Source organism: Allobosea sp. ASV33 (genome assembly GCF_016428755.1).
In the GTDB taxonomy this organism is placed as follows: Bacteria; Pseudomonadota; Alphaproteobacteria; order Rhizobiales; family Beijerinckiaceae; genus Allobosea.
In genome coordinates this window covers 17,290-39,345 of the sequence record NZ_JAELTI010000046.1, presented here as the reverse complement: position 1 = coordinate 39,345, position 22,056 = coordinate 17,290, and the positions used below count along the sequence as shown (strand labels likewise).

The window sequence follows — 22,056 nt, the reverse complement described above, 5'->3', positions numbered from 1 at the left end:
CCAGCCCGAGGTGAAATGGCGGCTGACGTCGAGCTTCCCGAAGTCGCTCGACACGATCTACGGCACGGCCCAGCAATTCTCGAAATACGTCTCCGAGGCGACCGACGGCAAGTTCGAGATCCAGGTCTTCGCGCCCGGCGAAATCGTGCCCGGCCTGCAGGCGCTCGACGCAGTCTCGTCCGGCACGGTCGAATGCGCGCATTCGCCGACCTATTTCTATATCGGCAAGGACCCGACGCTGGGGCTTGGCACCGGCATCCCCTTCGGCCTCAACGCCCGCCAGCAGCATAGCTGGTGGTATTTCGGCGGCGGCGAGCAGATCGTCAACGGCGTGCTCGACCGCTTCAACGCCTATTCGATCCCCTGCGGCAATTCCGGCTGCCAGATGGGCGGCTTCTTCCGCAACGAGCTCAAGGGCGTGGACGATCTCAAGGGCTTGAAGTTCCGGATCGGCGGCATGGGCGGGGCGGTGCTCGCCAAGCTCGGCGTGGTGCCGACGCAGATCGCGCCCGGCGACGTCTATCCGGCGCTGGAGCGCGGCTCGATCGACGCGGCCGAGTTCGTCGGCCCCTATGACGACGAGAAGCTCGGCTTCATCCGCGTCGCCAAGTACTACTACTATCCCGGCTGGTGGGAGGGCGGCGCGATGCTGCACCTGATCATCGGTAAGGACGCCTGGGCCAAGCTGCCGAAGCACTATCAGGCGATCGTGCAGAACGCCTGCGAGGCGGCCAATAACTGGATGCTGGCGAAGTACGACTTCGTCAATCCCGGCGGCCTGCGCCGTCTGGTGGCGCAGGGCGCGCAATTGCGCGGCTTCCCGCTGCCCGTGATGGAAGCGGCGCTCAAGGCGGCCGAGGAATATTACGCCGAGACCAGCGCCAAGAGCCCGGACTTCAAGAAGGGCTACGATTCGATGGTCGCCTTCCGCGGCGAGAACCTGCTCTGGTGGCAGATCGCCGAACTCTCCTACGACTCGTTCATGAACAGGCTGAAGGCGCGCTGAGGCGCGTCTTCCAAATCGCTATGACAACGAAACCACCCGTCGACCCCGAAACCAAGGCGCTCCATCTGGAGCGCTTCCTGCCCTATCGCCTCAATGTCGTCGGCACGCTCGGCGGCCGGGCGCTCGGGCGCATCTATGGCGAGCATTTCGGCATCGGCATCCCGGAATGGCGGGTCGTGGCGCAGCTCGGCGAATTCGGCAAGCTGACCTCGCGCGACATCGGCGAGCTCGCCCAGATGCACAAGACCAAGGTTTCGCGCGCGGTCGGCGAACTGGAGAAGCGCGGCCTCGTCTCACGCGCGGAAAACCGGCAGGATCGGCGCGAATCCTTCGTCACGCTGACTGCGGCGGGAAAGCGCATCTACGACCAGATCGTGCCGCTGGCTCTCGACTTCGAGGCCCGCTGGATCGAGGGCATCGCGCCCGACGAGCTCAAGGTGTTCGAACGCGTGCTCTCGACGCTGACCGAGCGGGGGCGCCATCTCGCCGGGAACTATCGCGAGGAAGATGGGGCTTAGAGAGCCATCTCGGCAGCAGCCGTCATGCTCGGGCTTGACCCGAGCATCTCATGACGCGGAGACTCCAGTGCCTCCTTCTGCAAGAGATTCTCGGGTCTGCGCTGCGCTCCGCCCGAGAATGACGGCGCGCCTCAGAAGTACCGCGCGAGATTGCGCCTGATCCGCTCAGCCGGATCCTCGCCCTTCGGCGGGTAGGCGAAGGCCGTCCCGGTGATCGCCTCGAAAGCCCGGACATAGACCGCCGAGGTCTGGTCGATCAGTTCCTGCGGGATCGGCGGCAGATCCTGCGTATAGGGATCGCAGCGCGCCACGACCCAGTTGCGCACGAAATCCTTGTCGAAGGATTCGGGCTTGCCGCCGGAGGCGAAGCGTTCGGGATAGCTTTCGGCGAACCAGTAGCGGCTCGAATCCGGCGTATGGATTTCGTCGGCGAGCAGGATGCGCCCCTCGGCATCGGTGCCGAACTCGTATTTGGTGTCGGCGAGGATCAGGCCGCGCTCGCGAGCGAGCTTCTGGCCGCGGGCGAAGAGCGCCAGCGCATAGGCCGAAACCTCGTCCCATTGCTTCTGCGTCAGCAGCCCCTCGCCCACGATCTGCGCGGCCGAGAGCGGCTCGTCATGGCCGCCGTCGAAGGCCTTGCTGGTAGGGGTGATGATCGCCTGCGGCAGCGCCTCGTTGTCGCGCAGGCCATCCGGCAGCGTCATGCCGTACATCTCGCGCCGGCCCTGCTTGTACATGGTCAGGATCGAGGTGCCGGTCGTGCCGGCGAGATAGCCGCGCACCACCATCTCGACGGGCAGGATATCCAGCCGCTTGCCGACGACGACGTTCGGATCGGGATATTCCAGGACATGGTTGGGGCAGATATCCGCGGTCTGCTCGAACCAGTAGCGTGCCGTCTGCGTCAGCACCTGGCCCTTGAGCGGGATCGAGGCGATCGCACGATCGAAGGCCGAGAGCCGGTCGGTCGAGATCAGGATGCGGCGGTTGTCGGGCAGGTCGTAATTCTCGCGGACCTTGCCGCGATAGTAGTTCGGCAGCTCCGGGATGACGGCTTCGTGAAGAGGCAGATAGTCGGACATGGGCGGGCTTGCCTCGTTGGCGCTGCACGGAAGGCCGGCGCGGACGGGCCGCAGCCGCAGGTCTTCTAACGAAAGCGGAGGTTTTCCACCACAGCGACGGCGCACGCGTCCCCGGATTGCTGCGCCCTCCCGAATATGGCATGCGATGCCCTCGCGATGGAGCGTCCCCGCGGCCTGTCTGGCGAGGCTCCGCTCCATAGTTCCGTCGTGTTTGGCGGGTGTTCTAGACCACTGCTCCCGGACAGGGCCGGTTTGCCGGCTCGACTATGGATGACGTGACCCGACCTGCGATGATGCTGCGACTTTCCCGACGCTTCGGCATGGCCCTCGTGATGCTGGCCGCCCTCGGTGGTACCGCCGTGGCGCAGTCGGCTTCCTGCAATGCCTGGCGGGCCGAGCTCGAAAGCCTGCAGGGGCGCAGCGGCAGCGATCCGCGCGCGGCACAGGCCGCGCAACGCGTCGGCGCCCAGCTCGCGCAGTTGAGCAACCAGTATCGCTCGATGGGCTGCGACCGCGGCTTCAGCTTCTTCGACTCGCCGCCGCCGCAGTGCAATTTCATCCGCCAGCAGCTCGGCCAGTTGCAGAACCAGTATGGCCAGTTGCAGCGCCAGGCCGAGGGCGGCGGCATCGAGCAGCGCCGCGCCCAGCTCGCGGCCGCCATCAACAACAATTGCCGGGCGCAGCCGCGCGGCTTCTTCGACACGATCTTCGGGCGCGATCCCGGCCCCGGCGAAATCGATTCGACCCTGCCGGAGCTCGATCCCGAGCAGCCGACCGAACCGGCGAAGCCCAGGCTCGGCGGGCCGCAGACCGTCTGCGTGCGGACCTGCGACGGCTTCTTCTTCCCGCTCGGGAACAACACCGGCAATGGCGACGAGATGTGCCAGGCGCTCTGCCCGGGCACCGAGACGCTGGCCTATGGCATGAGCGCGGGCGGCGACATCCAGAACGCCGCATCCCGCGCGACCGGGCAGCCCTATTCCTCCCTGGCCAATGCCGGGAAATACACCCGCAGCTTCGATGCCGCCTGCACCTGCCGCGGCCAGGGGCAGAGCTGGTCGGCCGCCCTCAAGGATGCCGAGTATCTGCTCGACAAGCGCAAGGGCGACGTCATCGTCAGCGAGCAGCGCGCCGCCGAATTGTCGCGACCCAAGGTCGATCCGAAGCGCAAGGGCGCGACGCCGCAGCCGGCGGCCGTGGCACCGGTTCCGGCCGTCCCCGAGGAGAAGCCGATGCCGTCCGAAGATTCGCCGACGGCCGGCACCGAGTCGGCCGGCGTCGGGCCGGACATCGTCGGCGAGAAGGTGCTCGACAAGAAGGACGGCCTGAAGAGCGAATCGCGCAGCACCACCGGCGAGCGCCGGACCGTGCGGATCGTCGCGCCCAATCTCGCGCCGAATCTGAGCCCGCAGCTCGTCAGGCCCTGAGCGCGGAAAGTTCCATGCCGGCGGTGCATGGAAGGCTTTTCGGCAACGGCAGGATGAGCGCTGGACGCATCACCGGAACCGCAGCATAACAGGGCTTTCCAAGCCGCCTCCGGGAGGCCGCCAGACCCGTCCCACGGCTCGTTTGCGCCGCGCGCCCGCTTCTGACGCTCCCCAGCTCAGAAGGCCGCCATGTCCGAGACGACTGCGACACCTCCCGCCCATCCGATCGAATTCGACGATGCCAAGCGCCGGATCAAGGCAATCTTCATCGGCTCGGTCGGCAACCTGGTCGAATGGTACGACTTCTACGCCTACACCGCTTTCGCGCTGTATTTCGCGCCGCATTTCTTCCCTTCGAGCGATCCCGTCGTGCAGCAGCTCAATGCCGCCACGCTGTTCGCGGCCGGCTTCATCGTGCGCCCTGTCGGCGGCTGGCTGTTCGGCCACCTGGCAGACCGCTACGGCCGGCGGCTCTCCCTGATGGTGTCGGTGCTGATGATGTGCTTCGGCTCGCTCATCATCGCCTTCACCCCGACCTACGAGACGATCGGCTTCGCCGCTCCGGCGCTCCTGGCGCTGGCGCGCATCATCGAAGGTCTGAGCCTCGGCGGCGAATACGGGGCGAGCGCGACCTATCTCACGGAAATCGCCGACCCCGAGCATCGCGGCTTCTATTCGAGCTTCCAGTACGTGACGCTGATCGGCGGCCAATTGACCGCCATCCTGGTTCTGCTGCTGCTCCAGAACGTTTTCCTGACTCACGATCAGCTCGTCGCCTGGGGCTGGCGCGTGCCCTTCGTGATCGGCGCCCTGCTCGCCATCACCGCGATGTTCATGCGGCGGCATATGCAGGAGACCGAGGCCTTCGAGGCGGCGAAGAGCACGATGAAGCGCGAGAGCTCGCTCAGGGGCCTGCTGCGCTATCCCCGCGAGGTCGCCATCGTCGTCGGCCTGACCGCCGGCGGCACCGCCGCCTTCTACACCTTCACCACCTATATGCAGACCTTCGTGAAGCAGACGGTGGGCCTGTCCGACATCGTCACGACCTATGTCATCGCCGGGTCCCTGATCTTCGCCTCGATCCTGCAGCCGATCTACGGACTGATCTCCGACAGGATCGGTCGCAAGCCCGTCCTGATGTTCTTCGGCATCGCCGGCACGCTGCTCACCGTGCCGATTCTGACAACGCTTGCCGGTACGAAATCCCCCTGGACGGCGTTCCTGCTGATCTGCGGCGCCTGGATCTTCACGGCCGGCTACACCTCGATCAACGCGGTGGTGAAGGCCGAGCTGTTCCCGACCGCCGTCAGGGCGACCGGTGTCGCCGTGCCCTATGCCGTGACGGTCTCGATCTTCGGCGGCACGGCGCCGGCCATCGCCCTGTTCTTCAAGCAGCAGGGCCACGAACAGTGGTTCTTCTACTATCTCGCCGGCATGATCTTCATATCGTTCCTGGTCTACGCATTGATGCGCGATACCAAGCACGCTTCAGCGATGCACCGGCACGAGTGAGCGACTGCACCTGAATCTTGTCATTCCGGGGCAGGCTGTCAGGCCTGAACCCGGAATCCACGATCGGGCGCGCCCTCAATGACCGGATACTGAAGCGGTTTACCCAGCCGTGGCTTCCGGGTTCGAGCGCTGCGCGCTCGCCCCGGAACGACAATCGTCAGGTGATCAAGCGCTCTCGCCAGCCAGCCGCCTCAACGCTTTCTCCCGCCCGATCAGCGGCAGCAGTGCCGCCAGCTCCGGCCCATGGTCGAGCCCCGTTAGCGCCTGGCGCAGCGGCATGAACAGCGCCTTGCCCTTGGTGCCCGTCGCGGCCGAGACGGCTTGAGTCCAGCTCTTCCAGGTCGTCGCGTCGAAGGGCTCGGCCGGCAGCAAGCCAGCCGCAGTCGTTGCAAAGCCCGGATCGGCAATCACCGGCGAAACCGGTCCCTGCACGACCCGCCACCACTGAGCCGCCTCGTCCAGCTTCGTAAGATTGCCGCGCACGGCCTGCCAGAACGGCTCGTCGGCCAGGACGCCCAACGCGGCCAGGCGATCGGCGACCGCGGCCAGGGGCAACTGGTGCAGCGTACGTGCGCTGAGCGTCTCCAGTTCGTGCTCGTCGAACTTGGCCGGCGCGCGCGAGACATGGGCAAGCTCGACGAGGCCGGCGAGCTCATCGAGGCTGGCGACCGGGCGCACCGCATCGGAGGTGCCGACCAGCGTCGCGAGCGCGGCCACGGCCAGCGCCTCGACGCCGGTCTCGCGCAGGCCGCGCAGCGAGAGATGGCCGAGGCGCTTGGAGAGCCCCTCGCCGCTCGCCGTGGTCAACAGATTGTGGTGTCCGAAGGTGGGCAGGCTCGCGCCCAGCGCCTCGAAGATCTGGGCCTGGACCGCCGTGTTGGTGACGTGGTCCTCACCGCGGATGACATGGCTCACGCCGGTCTCGATATCATCGACGACGGAGGGCAGCGTGTAGAGATAGCTGCCGTCCTCGCGCACCAGAACCGGGTCCGAGAGCGAGGCGCAATCGACATGGGAGGCGCCGCGCACCAGGTCGTCCCAGGCGACCTCGCGCGCCTCCAGCAGGAAGCGCCAATGGGGTTTGCGCCCCTCCGCCGCGAAGGCAGCCTTCTGCTCGGCGGTGAGCTTCAGTGCGGCGCGGTCATAGATCGGCGGCAGGCCGCGGGCGAGCTGGCGCTTGCGGCGACGGTCGAGCTCGTCCGCCGTCTCGTAGCAGGGATAGAGCCGCCCTGCCCCGCGCAAACGATCGGCAGCGGCGTCGTAGATCGCCAGCCGCTCGGATTGCCGGATCACCTGATCGGGCACGATGCCGAGCCAGCCCAGGTCCTCGGCGATCGCGTCGGCATATTCCGCCTTGGAGCGGACGATATCGGTATCGTCGTAGCGCAGCAGGAACCGGCCGCTGTGCCGGCGGGCGAACAGCCAGTTGAACAGCGCCGGCCGGGCATTGCCGATATGGAGATAGCCGGTGGGCGACGGGGCGAAGCGGACGAGCGGCGAGATCATGGCCGGCTTATGGCGCTTTTGCCGGCAGGCGACAATCCGGCGTTTCAGCGAAATTCCGCATCGTTAACCCGGCATTAGGGTTACCGAGGCATGAATTGGCTCTAGAGCAGGGTGAAACGGGTGGAACCGGACCGCTGCTCGGGGAGATCAGGATGCGCATCCGTTCCATCGCGCTCATGCTTGGGTCCACTGCCCTCGCGACCAGCCTTCTTGCCGCGCCGGTTGTCGCCGCGGACTACCCTGTCCTGCGCGGCTCGCAGATCGAGGACGCGCCGCCGGCGCCATCCTTTGGGTCCTCCAACTGGGAGGGCTTCTACTTCGGTGGAACCGCCGGATATGTGACCGGGCAGTTCGACGCCGAGAAGCAATCCCAAATGCTTACCAAGGCGATCTTTGGGAACTCGGTCGTGAGCACTTCGGGCAGCGGCCTTTACAATTTCGGCAGGGCCAGCAAGGACAAGGTCAATTTCGGCGGGTTTGTCGGCTATAATACGGCCTTCGGCGATGCCGTCCTCGGTGTCGAAGCCGAATATCTGCGCCTCAACATCCAGACCGACCAGCGCGGCTCGAATGGAGCGGTCTTCGAGAATCTCTTCTCGACCACCGTCCAGTCGTCGCCATCGACCGAGCCGCTCAATACGCAGACGGCCATCGGCGTCGCCGGGCGCACGACCAACAAGATCGACGACATGGTCATGCTGAAAGCCAGGGCGGGCTACGCGTTCGGCAACTTCATGCCGTTCGCCAATATCGGTCTCGCCGTCGGCCGCATCTCGACCAATGCCCAGATGGCGCAGGGGCATGCGACGATCGAAAACTATTCGAGCTTCAATACCGTCGACCAGAACGGGACGATAACGCGCACGACCTTTGCCGGCACGAATACGATCGGCCGGCCCGACGCTACCGCCATCACGAGAGCGACTCAAATTTCGTCAGGCTATGTTCCAGGCATCGCGCTCGGCGCCGGTATCGACGCGCTGCTCGGAGACAACATCCTGTTCCGCGCGGAATATAATCGCATCTATTTCAGCGATTACAAAGGCGTGAACGCCGTCGTCGATACCGCGCGCGTCGGTGCCGGCCTGAAGTTCTGACGCAGCAACATCCTGCCTGAAACGAAAAGGCCGGGGCGCAAGCCCCGGCCTTTTCTGTTCATGGGCCTGGTGAGGCGCCCTACTCGGCCGCCTCGACCTCGGGCCGTGCCCGGCCGGCGCGCTGGCGCTTGACAAGCTCGGCGACGATGAAGGCCAGCTCCAGCGCCTGCTCGGCATTGAGGCGGGGATCGCAGACCGTGTGGTAGCGGTCGTTGAGGTCCGCATCGGTCATGCCGCGCGCGCCGCCGGTGCATTCGGTGACGTTCTTGCCGGTCATCTCCAGATGCAGGCCGCCGGCATGGGTGCCCTCGGCCTGATGGACGGCGAAGAAGTTCTTCACCTCGCCCAGGATAAGGTCGAAGGGCCGGGTCTTGTAGCCGCTGGCGGCCTTCACGGTGTTGCCGTGCATCGGGTCGCAGGACCAGACGACGTTGCGGCCTTCGCGCTTCGTCGCCCGCACCAGCGCCGGCAGATGGTCGAAGACCTTGTCGGCGCCGAAGCGCGCGATCAGCGTCAGCCGCCCGGGCTGGTTCTGCGGATCGAGCACGTCGATCAGCTTCAACAAGCCGTCGACAGTGGTCGAGGGGCCGCATTTCAGGCCGATCGGGTTACGGATGCCGCGGAAGAACTCGACATGGGCGTGATCGAGCTGGCGCGTACGATCACCGATCCAGACCATGTGGCCGGAGGTGTCGTACCATTCGCCGGTGGTCGAATCCGTCCGGGTCATCGCCTGCTCGTAGCCGAGCAGCAGCGCCTCGTGGCTGGTGTAGAAATCGGTCGTGCGCATCTCCGGATGGGTCTCCGGGTCGATGCCGATGGCGCGCATGAATTCCAGCGCCTCGGTGATGCGCTCGGCCACTTCCTGGTAGCGATGCGACTGCGGTGAATCCTTGACGAAGCCGAGCATCCAGCGATGCGCGTTGTCGAGATTGGCGTAGCCGCCGGTCGCGAAGGCGCGGATCAGGTTCAGCGTCGCTGCCGACTGACGATAGGCCTCGAGCTGGCGGCGCGGGTCCGGGATGCGAGCCTCGGGCGTGGCGTCGATATCGTTGACGATATCGCCCTTGTAGCTCGGCAGCTCGAGATCGCCGATCTTCTCGGTCGGGGCCGAGCGCGGCTTGGCGAACTGGCCGGCGATGCGGCCGACTTTCACCACGGGCGAGCCGCCGGCGAAGGTGAGCACCACCGCCATCTGCAGGAACAGCCGGAAGAAATCGCGGATATTGTCGGCCGAATGCTCGGCGAAGCTCTCGGCGCAATCGCCCCCCTGCAGCAGGAAGGCCTCGCCGGCGGCGACCTTGCTCAACGCCCGTTTGAGCTTGCGCGCCTCGCCTGCAAAAACGAGCGGCGGAAAGCCGGCGAGCTGCTGCTCGACCGCCTTCAAGGCTGCCTGGTCCGGATAATCCGGAATCTGCTGGGCGGGCTTGGCCCTCCAGCTCTCTGGCGTCCACCGCTCGGACATGGGAATTACGTGCTCCTGATTGTGAGATCGCGCATCGTTAACCTCTTGGTGGCGCGAAGGGGCGGCTATACACCGATGGTGGCGGAATGGCCACCGTCGTAGAGAGGTCGCCGCCGAAGCCTCTCCACACCTTGTCACGCACGATCGAAAAGCCGATTCCCAGCAACGGGATGGCGGAGATCGCTGCCCTATCGCGGCAACGACCTGCTATCGCGATTCAAGCGCTTCACAAGGCGATTCAACGCGGGCGCGATCACCGCGCCCGCGGCGTGCGCATCGTCACCAGTTCTTCCGCGGCGCTCGGATGCAGCGCGACCGTACGGTCGAAATCGGCCTTGGTCGCGCCCATCGTCACCGCGATCCCGACCGCCTGGACGATCTCGCCGGCATCGTGGCCGAGGATGTGGACGCCGAGCACCTTGTCCGACTGCGCGTCGACTACGAGCTTCATGTAGATGCGCTCCTGCCGGCCGGAGATCGTCGCCTTCATCGGGCGGAAGCCGGATTCGAAAACCTTGACCTCGTGCCCCGCGGCAACGGCCTGCGCCTCCGTCAGGCCGACGGTGCCCACCTCCGGCGTCGTAAAGACAGCCGAGGCGATGGTGGCGTGGTCCACCGTCCAGCTGCGACCACCGAAAGTCGAGTCGGCGAAGGCATGGCCCTCGCGGATGGCGACCGGCGTCAGGTTCACGCGGTTGGTCACGTCGCCGACGGCATGGATCGAGGGCACGCTGCTGGCCGAGGTGGCGTCGACCTTGATCTCGCCGACCGGCCCCATCGCGACGCCGGCCTGTTCGAGGCCGAGACCCCTAGTGTTTGGCCGGCGGCCGGTTGCTACGAGGATGACGTCGGCATCGATCGGCTCGCCCTTGGCGCAATGGGCGCGGCGGGTGCCGTCCGGCAGTTCCTCGATCCGGTCGATCGTGCAGCCGAGCCGCAAGGTTATGCCTGCATGCTGCAGGGCGTCGCGCAGCCGGGTGCGGATATCCTCGTCGAAGCCGCGCAGGATGTTGTCACCCCGGTGCAGGACGGTCACCGCGACGCCCAGCCGGGCAAAGAGGCTGGCGAATTCGAGCGCGATATAGCCGCCGCCGACCACGAGCAGGCGCTTCGGCAGCGCCGGTAGATTGAACACCTCGTTGGAGGAGATGCCGAGCTCGCCGCCGGGAATCGGCGGATCGAAGGTGGGCCAGCCGCCGGTCGCGACCAGGATATGGCGAGCGCGGATGATATGCCCGCTCTTCGTCAGACGAACCTGGTGCGGCCCCTCTATTACGGCGCGCTCCTCGCGAATCTCGACTTTGGCGCCCTCCAGCCCCTTGCGATAGAGGCCGGAAAGGCGGGTGACCTCCTTCGCGACGGCATCGCGCAGCGTCGGCCAATCGAAGACCGGAGCCTGCGGCAAGGTCCAGCCGAAGCCCGCGGCGTCCTCGAAATCCTCGGCGAAGCGGCTGGCATAGACGAAGAGCTTTTTCGGCACGCAGCCGCGGATGACGCAGGTGCCGCCGATGCGGTCCTCCTCCGCGATCATGACGCGGGCGCCATGGCCGGCCGCGATACGCGCCGCGCGTGTGCCACCCGAACCTGCCCCGATGACGAAGAGATCGACGTCGAACTCAGCCATGATACCCCCTGGCAGCCTCGAGCCGCCGATTACCGCCAGGCGCCGGACGTGGCCGCGCTGGCAGACGCCCCAAACGCCACAAGAGCGCGAGCCCTGCAAGCATCAACACAGGCGGCCGCGCTCCGAGCCCGGGCCGTGGCGCGTTGTGCCGGTGATGGACTGCGGGCAATTGGCGGCGCGGCAGCGAAACTTCAAGCGCCTTAGAATGACGCACCGGCATGGGCGGCATGCCGGTGCGCCGCAGTATGAAAGGAGATTGGGCCGACTTGAAACGCCGGGCACAGGCGCGAAGCCGATCGTCCCGCGCGATCCGATGACGCCAACCCGGTCGGAGGGCGCCTGAACAGGCGACCAAGTCGTAGAACCAAAGGCGCATAAGATGCGGAAAACAGGTCCGATGGCCGAAAATTATTGACTGATGATTATGCAATCAGGCGCAATTGACGACCAGCGCGGCAAGGTGCCACAGGCGAAGCCGTCTCAGAAAAACCGCGGACCAAGCCCGCAAGCGGAGGAATTCATGCTGACATCCATCCTGAAGCGCACAGCCCTGACGGCGGTCGCGCTTGCCGCGCTCTCCACCGCCGCCTTCGCCCAGGTCAACGAACTCAAGATCATGGCTCCCGCTGCGCCCGGCGGCGGCTGGGACGGCACGGCCCGCTCGATGCAGCAGGCGCTGACCGCGGCCGGGATCACCAAGAGCGTCCAGGTCAACAACGTGACCGGCGCGGGCGGTACGATCGGCCTCGCGCAGTTGATCGGCGCCAAGGGCGCCGGCGACCAGTTGATGGTCAACGGCTTCGTCATGGTAGGCGCCATCCTGCTCAACAAGTCGCCGGTCAACCTGACCCAGGTCACGCCGATCGCGCGCCTGACCGCCGAGGCCGAGGTCATCGTCGTCCCGACGGAATCGCCGCTGAAGTCCGCCAAGGACCTGGCGGAGCGCCTCAAGGCCGACCCGGCCAAGGTGACCTGGGCCGGCGGCTCGGCCGGCGGCACGGACCATATCCTCGCCGCGCTGTTCGCGCAGGCGGTCGGCGCCGACGCCAAGAAGATCAACTACATCCCGTTCTCGGGCGGCGGCGAGGCCCTGGCGGCGATGCTCGGCGGCCGCGTCACGGCGGGCGTCTCCGGCTATGGCGAGTTCGAAGGCCAGATCAAGGCCGGCAAGCTGCGCGTGCTCGCCGTCTCCTCGTCGAAGCGCCTCGAGAATGCGCCGGACGCGCCGACGCTGAAGGAGCAGGGCATCGATCTCGAGCTGCTGAACTGGCGTTCGGTCGTCGCCCCTCCCGGCCTCTCGGCCGACCAAGTCAAGGCTTTGACGGACACGGTCGAGAAGATGGTCAAGTCCAAGGAGTGGCAGGAAATCCTCAAGGCCCGCGGCTGGGACGATGCCTTCCTGGCCGGCGCCGCCTTCGACACCTTCCTGAAGGGTGAGATCGAGCGCGTCTCCAAGGTCATGACCGAAGTTGGCCTGGTGAAGTAAGCCGAACAAGACGCTACAATCTGCAGGGGCCGGGAAACCGGCCCCTTTTCCAACCGCCAGAGGCGCCCACAAGACGCCGGCCAGGACTGCGGGGACGCCCATGACCAACGATACGCGCACGCAAGGTGCCAACAAGCCGGCCCTGCTCGTCGGGGTGCTGCTGCTGATCGTCGCCGCCCTTATCGGCTATGACGCCTCGCAGCAGACGATCACCTCGACCTATGGCGTCGGCCCGACAGCGATGCCTTACGTCGTGGCAGCGGGTCTCGTCATCCTGGGCCTGGCGCATTTCCTGGTCGCCTTCCGCGAAGGCCTGCCGCAGCCGGACGAGGCCGACAACAAGGCGCTGCTCTGGATCGCCGGAGGGCTGATCTTCCTGATCGCCTGCATCGGGCTCGGCGGCGGCTTCATCATCGCCATCACGGTGGTCTTCGCCTGCACGGCGCGCGGCATGGGCCGGCAAGGCCTTCTGGTCGATGCCGTGATCGGCTTCGTGCTCGGCCTCGTCATCTTTCTCGTCTTCGCCAAGGTCCTGACGCTGATCCTGCCGTCGGGTCCGCTCGAGCGCCTGTTCCTCTGAAGGAGAGCCCGATCATGGATACCCTGCTCTCCCTGCTTCACGGTTTCAGCGTCGCGCTCGAACCCTCCAAGATGGTCTTCTGTCTGATCGGCGTGTTCCTCGGGACCGCTGTCGGCGTGCTGCCCGGCATCGGCCCGGCGCTCACCGTCGCGCTGCTGCTGCCGGTGACCTTCAAGCTCGATCCGGCGGGATCGTTGATCATGTTCGCCGGCATCTACTATGGCGGCATGTATGGCGGCTCGACCACGGCGATCCTGCTGAATGCACCCGGCGAAAGCGCCTCGCTCGCCACAGCGCTCGAAGGCTCGAAGATGGCCAAGGCCGGCCGCGGCGGCCCGGCGCTCGCCACCTCGGCGATCGGCTCCTTCGTCGCCGGCCTGATCGCGACGATCGGGCTTGCCTTCCTCGCGCCCGTTCTGGTCGAGCTCGCGGTGAAGTTCGGCCCGTGGGATTATTTCGCGCTGATGATCGTCGCCTTCGTCACGGTCTCCGCGACCTTCGGCGACTCGCCGCTGCGCGGCCTGACCAGCCTGTTCCTCGGCATCGCGCTCGGCCTGATCGGCATCGACAAGCTGACCGGCCAGGCCCGCCTGACCTTCGGCGTGCCGGAGCTGCTCAACGGCGTCGAGGTCACGACGCTCGCGGTCGGCCTCTTCGCCGTCGGTGAAGCCTTCTACGTCGCCTCCAAGCGTTTCCGCGATCCCGAGGAGATCATCCCGATCAAGGGCTCGCTGTGGATGACCAAGGAGGACTGGAAGCGCTCCTGGGCGCCCTGGCTGCGCGGCACCGCCTTCGGCTTCCCGATCGGCGCCCTGCCGGCCGGCGGGGCCGAGGTGCCGACCTTCCTCAGCTATTCGACCGAGCGCAAGCTCTGCAAATACCCGGACGAGTTCGGCAAGGGCGCGATCGAGGGCGTCGCCGGGCCCGAGGCCGCCAACAACGCTTCGGCCGCCGGCACGCTGGTGCCGCTGCTGACGCTCGGCTTGCCGACTTCGGCGACGGCCGCAATCATGCTCGCCGGCTTCCAGCAATACGGGCTGAACCCCGGCCCGCTGCTCTTCGCCGAGAAGCCGGATCTGGTCTGGGGCCTGATCGCCTCGCTGTTCATCGCCAACGTCATGCTGGTGATCCTGAACCTGCCGCTGATCGGGCTCTGGGTCCGGCTGCTGGCGATCCCGCAGCCCTGGCTCTATGCCGGCATCCTCGTCTTCGCGACGATGGGCACGCTTGCCGTCAACGGCTCGCCGGCCGAGCTCGCCATGCTCTTCGCCTTCGGCTTCCTCGGCTACCTGATGCGCCGCTACGACTATCCCGTGGCGCCGATGGTGGTCGGCCTGATCCTCGGGCCGATGGCGGAACAGCAATTGCGCCGCGCCCTGCAGATCAGCCTGGGAGATCCAATGATCCTGCTGGAGAACCCGATCTCGGCGACGTTGCTCGGCATCGCCTTCATCGCGCTGGTGGCGCCCTTCGTGATGAAGGGGCTGAACCAGTTCAAGGCTGCCGAGGACTGACCAGACCGAGCCGGATGAGGCTCTCGCCCGTGGCGACGAGAGCCTCCTTCGCCGGGCGCGGCTGCCAGCCGAGCATGGCCTGCGCCTTGGCGCTCGTCGCGGTCTTACTGCGGCCGAGCTCCGGCGTCGCCGCCTGACGGGCCGCGGCGCTGAAGCGGGCGGCGAAGCGCACCAGCCAATCCGGCAGCACGCGCGTCGAGACCCGCTCCGCATGCGCGCCGAGACCGTCCTTCAACGCCTGGGCGATCGCCTGCATCGTCATGAAATCGCCGGCGGTCGCCAGGAAACGCTCGCCGGCGGCGGCGGCATCGGTCATGGCGCGCAGGTGCAGGTCGGCGACATCGCGGACGTCGACGACGCCGAACATCAGGCGCGGCACCGCCCAGAGCCGGCCCTCCAGCATGGTCTTGACGAGCAGGATCGAGGCCGAGAGGTCCGGCCGCAGCAATGGCCCGAAGATGCCTACGGGATTGACGACCGCCAATTCCAGCCCCTGCCCTTCGCCATCGACGAAATCCCAGGCGGCGCGCTCGGCCAGCGTCTTCGACTTCGGATAGGCGGCAAGACCCGGCGCGGATGCGTTCGTCCAGTCGCGCTCGTCATAGGGACGCTTCACCGTCCGGCCATAGCCGATAGCGGCGAAGGAGGAGGTCAGGACGACGCGCTTCACCCCGGCCCGATGCGCGGCGCGCAGCACGCGCAGCGTGCCTTCGCGCGCCGGCCGGATCAGTTCGTCCTCATCCTTCGGGGCAGCGGCTGCGAGCGGCGATGCGACATGCAGGACATAGCTGCAGCCGGAGGCGGCCTCGTCCCAGCCCTCGTCACGCATCAGGTCGGCGACAGCGACCTGCAACCGATCGCCGGCATCCAGTCCAGCTGTCCGCAGCGCTTCGCGAAGCGCCGCCTCGCGCGCCGGTGACCGCAGCGTGATGCGGACATCGTAGCCGGCCTGAAGCAAGGCGAGGATGCAATGCCCCGCCAGGAAGCCGGAGCCTCCGGTCACGAGGACGAGATCGCGGGTCATGCTGCCGGCTCCGGGCTTCGCGGTTCAACCATCACCGCCATAGAGCGCGCTTCGATCCGAGGCCAGCCGAGATGCCGCAACAAAAAAGGCCGGCGAACGCTCGCCGGCCTTCCGATATCGAGATCGCGGACGGCGCCTCGGCTCAGAGGGTATGGCCGCGCTTGCTCATTTCCTGCGAGAAGCGGTCGAACATGTACTGGCTGGTCTGGACGGTCCAGGGCGCCAGGAGGTTCACGATATCGTCCATCGCCTCGCGCCGCAGCGTGCTGTAGCGCTGGCCGACAGGCGACTTGAAGAAGGCGGCGACCTCCTTGAGGTCCGCCTCGGTCATCTTGCGGGCGAAGACCTCCGACGCGGTCTTGGCCATGTCCTCGGCGCGCTTGTCGACTTCCGGCTTCAGGGCCGCGATGACCGCATCGGCGTCCTTCTTCATCTCAGGCCGCGTCGCCAGCATGCCCTGCACGTTGCGCTCGAACTCGTTGTAGATGTTCGAGAAGCCCTGGGTGACGCCGCTTAGCTCCATGACCTCGCGCGCGGCCTGGACGTGGCTCGGCGCCAATGCCGGCGCCTGGGCGAAAGCCGGGGCTGCGCAGAGCAGCGCCAGACCGAAGGCGGCCCGAACGAGAGAACGACGGATCATGCGTTGAAACCCCTTTATCAGCGAACCGTCACCGGGGCGCGCGATTGCGCCCGCGACCATGACGGATCGGTCATTGTGGCGCGTTCCTTAGCGTGTCTTGCGCCGGAATGGAATCATTCGATCCGGCCGAGCAGCTTGAGCCCGCCGGCTCCGGCCAGGATCGCGCCGGAGGCCAGTCCGATGAACAGGCCGTGCTCGACGACGCCGGGCACGATGTTCAGCGCCTGCGCCAGCAATTCGGGCCGCTCGATCGTGCCGAGATGGGCGTCGAGGATGTAATGGCCGCCATCGGTGACGAGCGTCGTGCCGTCCGCCCGCTGGCGCAGCACGAGCTTGCCGGCCGCGCCGGAGGACGCGATCGCCGCGGCCACGGCCCGGCGCGTCGCCTCGAGTCCGAAGGGTACGACTTCGATCGGCAGCGGAAAGCGGCCCAGCGTCTGTACCAGCTTGCCGTCATCGGCGATCACGATCATGCGGGCGGAGGCCGCCGCGACGATCTTCTCGCGCAGCAGCGCCGCGCCACCGCCCTTGATCAGGCGCAGTTGCGGATCGACCTCGTCCGCGCCGTCGACGGTGAGATCGAGTTCCGGCGTCTCGTCGAGCGTCGACATCCGAATGCCCAGCGAAACCGCCTGGGCCTGCGTCGCCTCGGAGGTGGAGACGCAGAGAACCTCGAAACCGGCGGCGACCTTCACGCCGAGCAGGTCGACGAAATGCTTCGCCGTCGAGCCGGTGCCGAGGCCGAGCCGCATGCCGGGCCGCACGAGCTCCAGCGCGCGGGCGGCAGCCTGCTTCTTCAGGTCGTCGGCATTCATGGCTCTCGTCCGGCTCAGGTTATGGAAAACGCCCGCCGTCCGGGCCGGACGACAACGGCGCTCTCCTGCCCCGGCCGAGCGGTCGAGTCCAGCGCGCGAACGGCCGAGCGCGTCATTTCGTCTGGGGCGTGCACACCGTCTTGTCGTCGAAGACGTAGCAGATGCTCATTTCGCCGGTGCGGATGTTGACGCGGAAGATGCCGCCTTCCTTCTCATGACGGGACGGCATCAGGCCGTAATCGCTCGGCGCCTGGGGACCAGCCCCCTCGCCCGAGGGGAAGCAGACGGTCAGGCCGACGCCGCCCTCCTTCAACTGGAACTGGCAGGCGCCGACCTCGCCCGTCGCCTTGTCGATGCGGTACACGCGATTGAGATCATTCTGCGGCGCCGGCGCGAACTCGAACGGCCCGGCCAGGGCCGGCGCCGCACTGAGGAGCGCACATCCCGCCCCCAGCAGGGCCCCCACGATTCCCGCCCGCTTTTCCAGTGTTTTCCGCATGACAATCTTCCCTGCCGCCGGCCGCGCGACGAATCGGCCCTACGATACCATTCCGCGCGGCAAATTTGGGGAGATGACCCGGCGGGACTTGCCAGCCCTGCGATGAAGACTTCTAACCGAATCTCGCCCGACCGAATCACCCCGAAGGTTCCGACCATGAGTCTGCCCCCCATCGTCGTCTTCGATCTCGACGGAACGCTCGCCGAGACAGCGCCGGACATCATGCGGGTCCTCAACCTGATCCTGGTGCGCGAGGGGCTTGCCGCCCTGCCGCTGGAGCGGGCCCGCGAACTCGTCGGCGCGGGCGTGCGCGTCCTGATCGAGCGCGGCTTCAAGGTCTCCGGCCAGCCTCTCGATCCGGCGACGTTGGAGCGGCTCTTCGAGGAATTCATGGAAATCTACGCGCAGGACACGGCCGGGAGCAGCCATCTCTTCGACGGGGTGCTCGGCGCGCTCGACGCGTTGGCGGGTCAAGGCTATGCGCTCGCGGTCTGCACCAACAAGCCGGTCCGGCACACGAAGCTGATGCTCGATCATTTCGGTATCTCCAGCCGCTTCGCCGCGGTCGCCGGGCGCGACAGCTTTCCCTATTTCAAGCCGGACCCGCGCCATCTCACCCTGACGATCGCCGCCGCCAAGGCCGATCCGGCGCGCGCGGTGATGATCGGCGATTCCCGCACGGATATCGCGACGGCGCGGGCCGCCGGCATCCCGTCGATCTGCGTGCCCTTCGGCTATACCGACGTGCCGATCGAGACGCTGGAGCCGGATCTGGTCATCCAGCATTTCGACGAGCTCGTCGGCGCGATCGACCGCGTGTTCAAATCTCCTCCCCGCACATCCTTGACGGCATGAGGCGCGCCGACTAGGAGAGGCCGGGTCCGGGCGATTAGCTCAGCGGTAGAGCACTCCCTTCACACGGGAGGGGTCACAGGTTCGATCCCTGTATCGCCCACCATTTTTCCGGACATTCCCAAAATTCGCGCACCAGCGCGCAGAACAGCGCACGAACGCGCATGGTCTGCTTGGGGGTAATCTGGGGGAAGCTGTTCCCAGCTTGCTGCACTTTTCTTCCCTTACGAAAAAAGTGGCCCTGAAGGACCACTTTCGCGGAGACTGCCCTCCGATCTCGACCCCGCGGAAAAACCGGCCGCGGATCTGCTCAGGGGCGCTTCAGGCTCGTCGCGATCCCGGTCGACAGCGCGGTGGCGCCGGATATGTAGTAGAGCGTCTCGAAAGGCGAGCGGCTCGACAGGTCCGCGCCGGCCGATGCGCCCATCTCCGAATAGACGGACGCCATCTGGGCGGTTCCACGCGGCGAGCGCGCCTGATGGAAGCCAAGGCCGGATTGCCCCTTGGCGCGGACGCCCTCCGCGATCCGCTCGCCACCGACATAATAGCGCTGCGCACCTGCGGCGAAGAGCAAGGTACAGGCGCTGCCGCACAGGCTGCCGGAAGCGTTCACTACCGTCGATGCGCCGGCGGCCCTGATGCTGCGGGCCATCGCGATCGCGGCGGGAAGCCCGCCCTCCCCGGCGCCGGGGCTCGACAGGACCACCGTCCGGTAGCTGCCTTGCGGAGCAGCCTGCTCGAAGGCGAGATCATCCCCGGACCCGATCAGGCCGCGCACGGTGACCGTCGTACCTTGCCTCGTGACCTGTGCTGCTCCGGCGGGAACGGCGCCCAATGCTAGCGTGCAGACCAGAACCGCGATTACGTTTCTCATGGTGCCTCCGACTCCGCCGGTCGCCTTCCCTAAGGTTTGAGGCCCAATCCGAGAGCCGGTCAAGAGCCGCGCCAGCCACAGCTCATCACCATCGCGCCGTCTTCGAACAGCTCGCAAAGTCCGGCGGCGGCCTGTCTCTGCGTCAGCCGGCCTTGTCCGAGGATGCCCGCTCCAGGGCCGTTACGACCTCGTCGACGCTTTCCTTCACGCCGAGGAGGAAATCCTTGCGAAAAGCGATGATCGTGTCCGGGGGTTCGCCCTTGAACTGGTAGACCACCGCCACCTGCTCGGGATTGACGTAAAGCGGCTTGCCGTCGGCAGGCGAGGTGAACTTGCAGAGCTTCGGCATGATCGGCTGCGGTCCTGTTCTGGAGGCATCTCGTCGAAGGCAGCGCGGCAGAACACGGCATGCACCACCCGGTCATACCCCCATACCGGCCGCTTCCTCCGAACGCAAAAGGCCCGCCGGCGCGAACCGGCGGGCAAGGCCAAAACCTGGATTGTGCGTCCAACAGGTGGTCGCTGCGGCGCAACCATCGGTTCAAAGCCGCGCCGCCGGAACTGCGACCCGTGCCGCGCGCCGCGGCCCCCTCGCGCAGCACAGATACCGGCTGGCCGCGAAATTGCTGCGCGAACAGCTCCTATGCCGATGCCGACCCGAATTGAAACAAATTGTATCGCGTGGGGTCATCATGTCTTCGAAAGGCAAGCAGGGGCGCACGGCCTCGAATTTCGACGAGTGCAGCATCCATCTGTTGAGCGCGTTTTTCTGTCTCTCCGGCACGACGGCGGAGGACGACAGGCTGCGAAAAGGCATCGAAAACGTGCTGACGGAGCTGTCGAAAACGCAAGGCACCGCCAAGCCGTCCAACGTCATCCAGTTCTGCCGGCGGTCGCCGCTCGCTCACTGAGCGGGTCGCCGAGGGCTTCGCGGGGAGGCCTTGGCGACGGCTGGAAGCAGACGGCCTAGCCGAATTTCTTGATGGCCAGCACGATCCCGATCGCCCCGATCCAAGCGGCCACCTGAAGCGCCATCGGCACCTGAGCCGCGAGGAACAGCCGCCATCCGGGCCGGTGGCTTTCCGGCATCCGCGCCCCTGGATGCTCAGCTCGCGGCAAGCCTGCCCTGCCCGCATCCTGGCGAGCAGGCTCCATGATCGCTGGATCGGTGGGAATGCCGGCTGCGACAGCGGCATTCGTGAGCTGCGGCATATCCATTCGGCTGCCTCCCCGCGTGCCCTCATTGGACCGGCGGAGCGGCAGGCGCGCAATCCGGGCGCTTGGGCTATCCGAGATTTACACAGGGGAGTTGCGGCCCATCGGCCGTCTCGGTCAGCGGATCACCACCGCCGCGCCGTCGGCCTGCGGCGCACCGCCCTTGCCGATCCGGACGAGTTCCTCGCCGAAGCGGGCCGCGATCGCCAAGCGGAAATGCAGCGGATCCCAGTAATTGGCGTCCTGCGACGTGATCGGCGAGGCATGGGCATAGTCGACGATAGTCGCGCCCTGGCGGCGGCCCAGCGCCGCGATCTCCGCCTTGCAGCGGGCATAACGCTGCCAGCCGGCCGAGCCCTCGCGCGGATAGGCTGCGAGATGCGCGGGCGGCAGCACCAGCATCACCTGCGTCGTCTTCGGGAAAGCGGCGATGCTCTCCTCGAGCCATGATAGCGCCGGGAAGCGCCAGGCCGCGCTTTCGCCCGGGGCAATGGCTGCCGGCGGCGACAGCGGCGCCAGATCCGCGACCGCGCCGCCATGGCCGCCATAGATATGGCCGCGTGCGCGGGTGAGATCATAAGTCGCCTCGGGAGGCGTGAAGACCTCGTAGCCGTCGCCGCGGATGCGCTCGCGCGACCAGCCGAGCCGATAGGCCATGAGCCGGCCGGCGATCTCCAGATTGGTCAGGTTGAGCAGCTTCGGCCAGTCGCTCCAGCCGACCTCGCGGGAGAGCCAGGCCGGCACCGGCCGCGGAGTCAGGCGCTTGGCCTCGTCCGTCGCGTCGGCGTCGCACCAGGTCGTGTCGATGCCCCAGATCAGCCGTTTCGGCGCGCGGACATGCTCCCGGAAGAGCTGCGCCATCTGCGTCTGCTCCCAGGGCGTCGCCGCATTCATCGCAAGATTGACGAAGCGGGCGTCGAGACCGCGCGACAGAACGTCCGGATCGAGCAGCCGCATCGTCGAGGTACCGATCACTGCCGCGTCGAAGCCCCCGGAACGGACGAGTTGCGGATACATGAAGCGCTGATTGATATCCATGATCGGCTGCGGCGCCTGTCCGGCATGGACGCGCATGCCGAAGGGATCGAGCACCGCGACGAAGGCGAAGAGCAGGCCGGCGCCAACGGCCGCCGCACCGAGGAACCATCGCGACCACTGGATCCAAGCCTTCGCCATTCCGGCGTTCTCTCCGAGACTTCACAGAACCAAGCGCGGCCTCCCGACGAGCCGGCAGCGCGCGGCGTCCTCATGACACAGGCCGGCGCCTCGTCACAATGCGAAAGGCGCGCCGCATGGTCGCAAGCGGCCGAACATGGCAGA

The 22,056-nt window shown here is 66.8% G+C and carries 22 protein-coding genes and 1 tRNA gene; 11 read left to right on the top strand and 12 right to left on the bottom strand.

Annotated elements, in window-relative coordinates:
* Positions 1–1,006, top strand: a 1,006-nt coding sequence (locus tag JHD80_RS14970; RefSeq protein WP_199088713.1) for a TRAP transporter substrate-binding protein, incomplete at its 5' end; no start/stop codon positions are given.
* A 20-nt stretch (positions 1,007–1,026) separates the two neighbouring features.
* A complete protein-coding gene (locus JHD80_RS14965) occupies positions 1,027–1,524 on the top strand; it encodes a MarR family winged helix-turn-helix transcriptional regulator (RefSeq protein ID WP_199088711.1) in 498 nt (165 codons plus the stop codon).
* A 131-nt stretch (positions 1,525–1,655) separates the two neighbouring features.
* On the opposite strand, the gene JHD80_RS14960 is transcribed toward JHD80_RS14965, so the two are convergent.
* Positions 1,656–2,606 carry a phosphoribosylaminoimidazolesuccinocarboxamide synthase gene (locus JHD80_RS14960; RefSeq protein WP_199088709.1) on the bottom strand — a complete coding sequence of 317 codons (951 nt, stop codon included), beginning with the start codon at positions 2,604–2,606 and terminating at the stop codon, positions 1,656–1,658.
* A 320-nt stretch (positions 2,607–2,926) separates the two neighbouring features.
* Between JHD80_RS14960 and JHD80_RS14955 the strand changes: the two genes are divergently transcribed.
* Entirely contained in the window at positions 2,927–4,033 is a 1,107-nt protein-coding gene (locus tag JHD80_RS14955) for a DUF2865 domain-containing protein (protein WP_210339902.1), read from the top strand.
* 189 nt (positions 4,034–4,222) lie between these two features.
* The gene (locus JHD80_RS14950; RefSeq protein ID WP_199088705.1) at positions 4,223–5,545 is read left to right on the top strand and encodes an MFS transporter; all 1,323 of its coding nucleotides are present in this window, start codon (positions 4,223–4,225) and stop codon (positions 5,543–5,545) included.
* Between the two features lie 165 nt (positions 5,546–5,710).
* On the opposite strand, the gene gltX is transcribed toward JHD80_RS14950, so the two are convergent.
* Positions 5,711–7,051, bottom strand: a complete 1,341-nt coding sequence (gene gltX / locus JHD80_RS14945; protein WP_199088703.1) for a glutamate--tRNA ligase — start codon at positions 7,049–7,051, stop codon at positions 5,711–5,713.
* A gap of 95 nt (positions 7,052–7,146) precedes the next feature.
* Between gltX and JHD80_RS14940 the strand changes: the two genes are divergently transcribed.
* On the top strand, positions 7,147–8,148 hold the full coding sequence (locus JHD80_RS14940) for an outer membrane protein (RefSeq protein WP_199088701.1): 1,002 nt from the start codon (positions 7,147–7,149) through the stop codon (positions 8,146–8,148).
* A 79-nt stretch (positions 8,149–8,227) separates the two neighbouring features.
* On the opposite strand, the gene JHD80_RS14935 is transcribed toward JHD80_RS14940, so the two are convergent.
* Both JHD80_RS14935 and gor read right to left on the bottom strand, forming a co-directional pair.
* Positions 8,228–9,613, bottom strand: coding sequence for a class II 3-deoxy-7-phosphoheptulonate synthase (locus tag JHD80_RS14935; protein WP_199088699.1), 1,386 nt, complete (start codon positions 9,611–9,613; stop codon positions 8,228–8,230).
* Positions 9,614–9,866: 253 nt separating this feature from the next.
* On the bottom strand, positions 9,867–11,237 hold the full coding sequence (gene gor / locus JHD80_RS14930) for a glutathione-disulfide reductase (RefSeq protein ID WP_199088697.1): 1,371 nt from the start codon (positions 11,235–11,237) through the stop codon (positions 9,867–9,869).
* Positions 11,238–11,757: 520 nt separating this feature from the next.
* Between gor and JHD80_RS14925 the strand changes: the two genes are divergently transcribed.
* From JHD80_RS14925 to JHD80_RS14915, 3 genes are all read left to right on the top strand, one after another.
* Entirely contained in the window at positions 11,758–12,723 is a 966-nt protein-coding gene (locus tag JHD80_RS14925; RefSeq protein WP_199088696.1) for a Bug family tripartite tricarboxylate transporter substrate binding protein, read from the top strand.
* Between the two features lie 100 nt (positions 12,724–12,823).
* Positions 12,824–13,303 carry a tripartite tricarboxylate transporter TctB family protein gene (locus JHD80_RS14920; RefSeq protein ID WP_199088695.1) on the top strand — a complete coding sequence of 160 codons (480 nt, stop codon included), beginning with the start codon at positions 12,824–12,826 and terminating at the stop codon, positions 13,301–13,303.
* Between the two features lie 14 nt (positions 13,304–13,317).
* Positions 13,318–14,817, top strand: coding sequence for a tripartite tricarboxylate transporter permease (locus JHD80_RS14915; RefSeq protein ID WP_199088694.1), 1,500 nt, complete (start codon positions 13,318–13,320; stop codon positions 14,815–14,817).
* Here the strand turns inward: JHD80_RS14915 and JHD80_RS14910 are convergent.
* From JHD80_RS14910 to JHD80_RS14895, 4 genes are all read right to left on the bottom strand, one after another.
* Positions 14,798–15,841: an SDR family oxidoreductase gene (locus JHD80_RS14910; protein ID WP_199088693.1), complete on the bottom strand. Its 1,044-nt coding sequence runs from the start codon at positions 15,839–15,841 to the stop codon at positions 14,798–14,800. The two genes, JHD80_RS14915 and JHD80_RS14910, sit on opposite strands and share 20 nt — an antisense overlap.
* A gap of 142 nt (positions 15,842–15,983) precedes the next feature.
* Entirely contained in the window at positions 15,984–16,481 is a 498-nt protein-coding gene (locus tag JHD80_RS14905; RefSeq protein WP_199088691.1) for a DUF2059 domain-containing protein, read from the bottom strand.
* A 113-nt stretch (positions 16,482–16,594) separates the two neighbouring features.
* On the bottom strand, positions 16,595–17,296 hold the full coding sequence (rpiA, locus tag JHD80_RS14900; protein ID WP_199088689.1) for a ribose-5-phosphate isomerase RpiA: 702 nt from the start codon (positions 17,294–17,296) through the stop codon (positions 16,595–16,597).
* Between the two features lie 112 nt (positions 17,297–17,408).
* On the bottom strand, positions 17,409–17,795 hold the full coding sequence (locus JHD80_RS14895) for a hypothetical protein (protein WP_199088687.1): 387 nt from the start codon (positions 17,793–17,795) through the stop codon (positions 17,409–17,411).
* 156 nt (positions 17,796–17,951) lie between these two features.
* Here JHD80_RS14895 and gph point away from each other — a divergent pair, with 156 nt between their 5' ends.
* Positions 17,952–18,650: a phosphoglycolate phosphatase gene (gene gph, locus JHD80_RS14890; RefSeq protein ID WP_248311563.1), complete on the top strand. Its 699-nt coding sequence runs from the start codon at positions 17,952–17,954 to the stop codon at positions 18,648–18,650.
* A gap of 28 nt (positions 18,651–18,678) precedes the next feature.
* Positions 18,679–18,753, top strand: a tRNA-Val gene (locus JHD80_RS14885).
* 204 nt (positions 18,754–18,957) lie between these two features.
* On the opposite strand, the gene JHD80_RS14880 is transcribed toward JHD80_RS14885, so the two are convergent.
* Positions 18,958–19,521, bottom strand: a complete 564-nt coding sequence (locus tag JHD80_RS14880) for a hypothetical protein (protein ID WP_199088683.1) — start codon at positions 19,519–19,521, stop codon at positions 18,958–18,960.
* Positions 19,522–19,663: 142 nt separating this feature from the next.
* On the bottom strand, positions 19,664–19,870 hold the full coding sequence (locus JHD80_RS14875) for a hypothetical protein (protein ID WP_199088681.1): 207 nt from the start codon (positions 19,868–19,870) through the stop codon (positions 19,664–19,666).
* Positions 19,871–20,021: 151 nt separating this feature from the next.
* On the opposite strand from JHD80_RS14875, the gene JHD80_RS14870 reads away from it, so the two are divergent.
* Positions 20,022–20,432, top strand: coding sequence for a hypothetical protein (locus JHD80_RS14870; RefSeq protein ID WP_210339901.1), 411 nt, complete (start codon positions 20,022–20,024; stop codon positions 20,430–20,432).
* A gap of 55 nt (positions 20,433–20,487) precedes the next feature.
* On the opposite strand, the gene JHD80_RS14865 is transcribed toward JHD80_RS14870, so the two are convergent.
* On the bottom strand, positions 20,488–20,739 hold the full coding sequence (locus tag JHD80_RS14865; RefSeq protein WP_199088678.1) for a hypothetical protein: 252 nt from the start codon (positions 20,737–20,739) through the stop codon (positions 20,488–20,490).
* Positions 20,740–20,853: 114 nt separating this feature from the next.
* A complete protein-coding gene (locus tag JHD80_RS14860) occupies positions 20,854–21,912 on the bottom strand; it encodes a hypothetical protein (RefSeq protein ID WP_199088675.1) in 1,059 nt (352 codons plus the stop codon).
* Between the last annotated feature and the right edge of the window lie 144 nt (positions 21,913–22,056).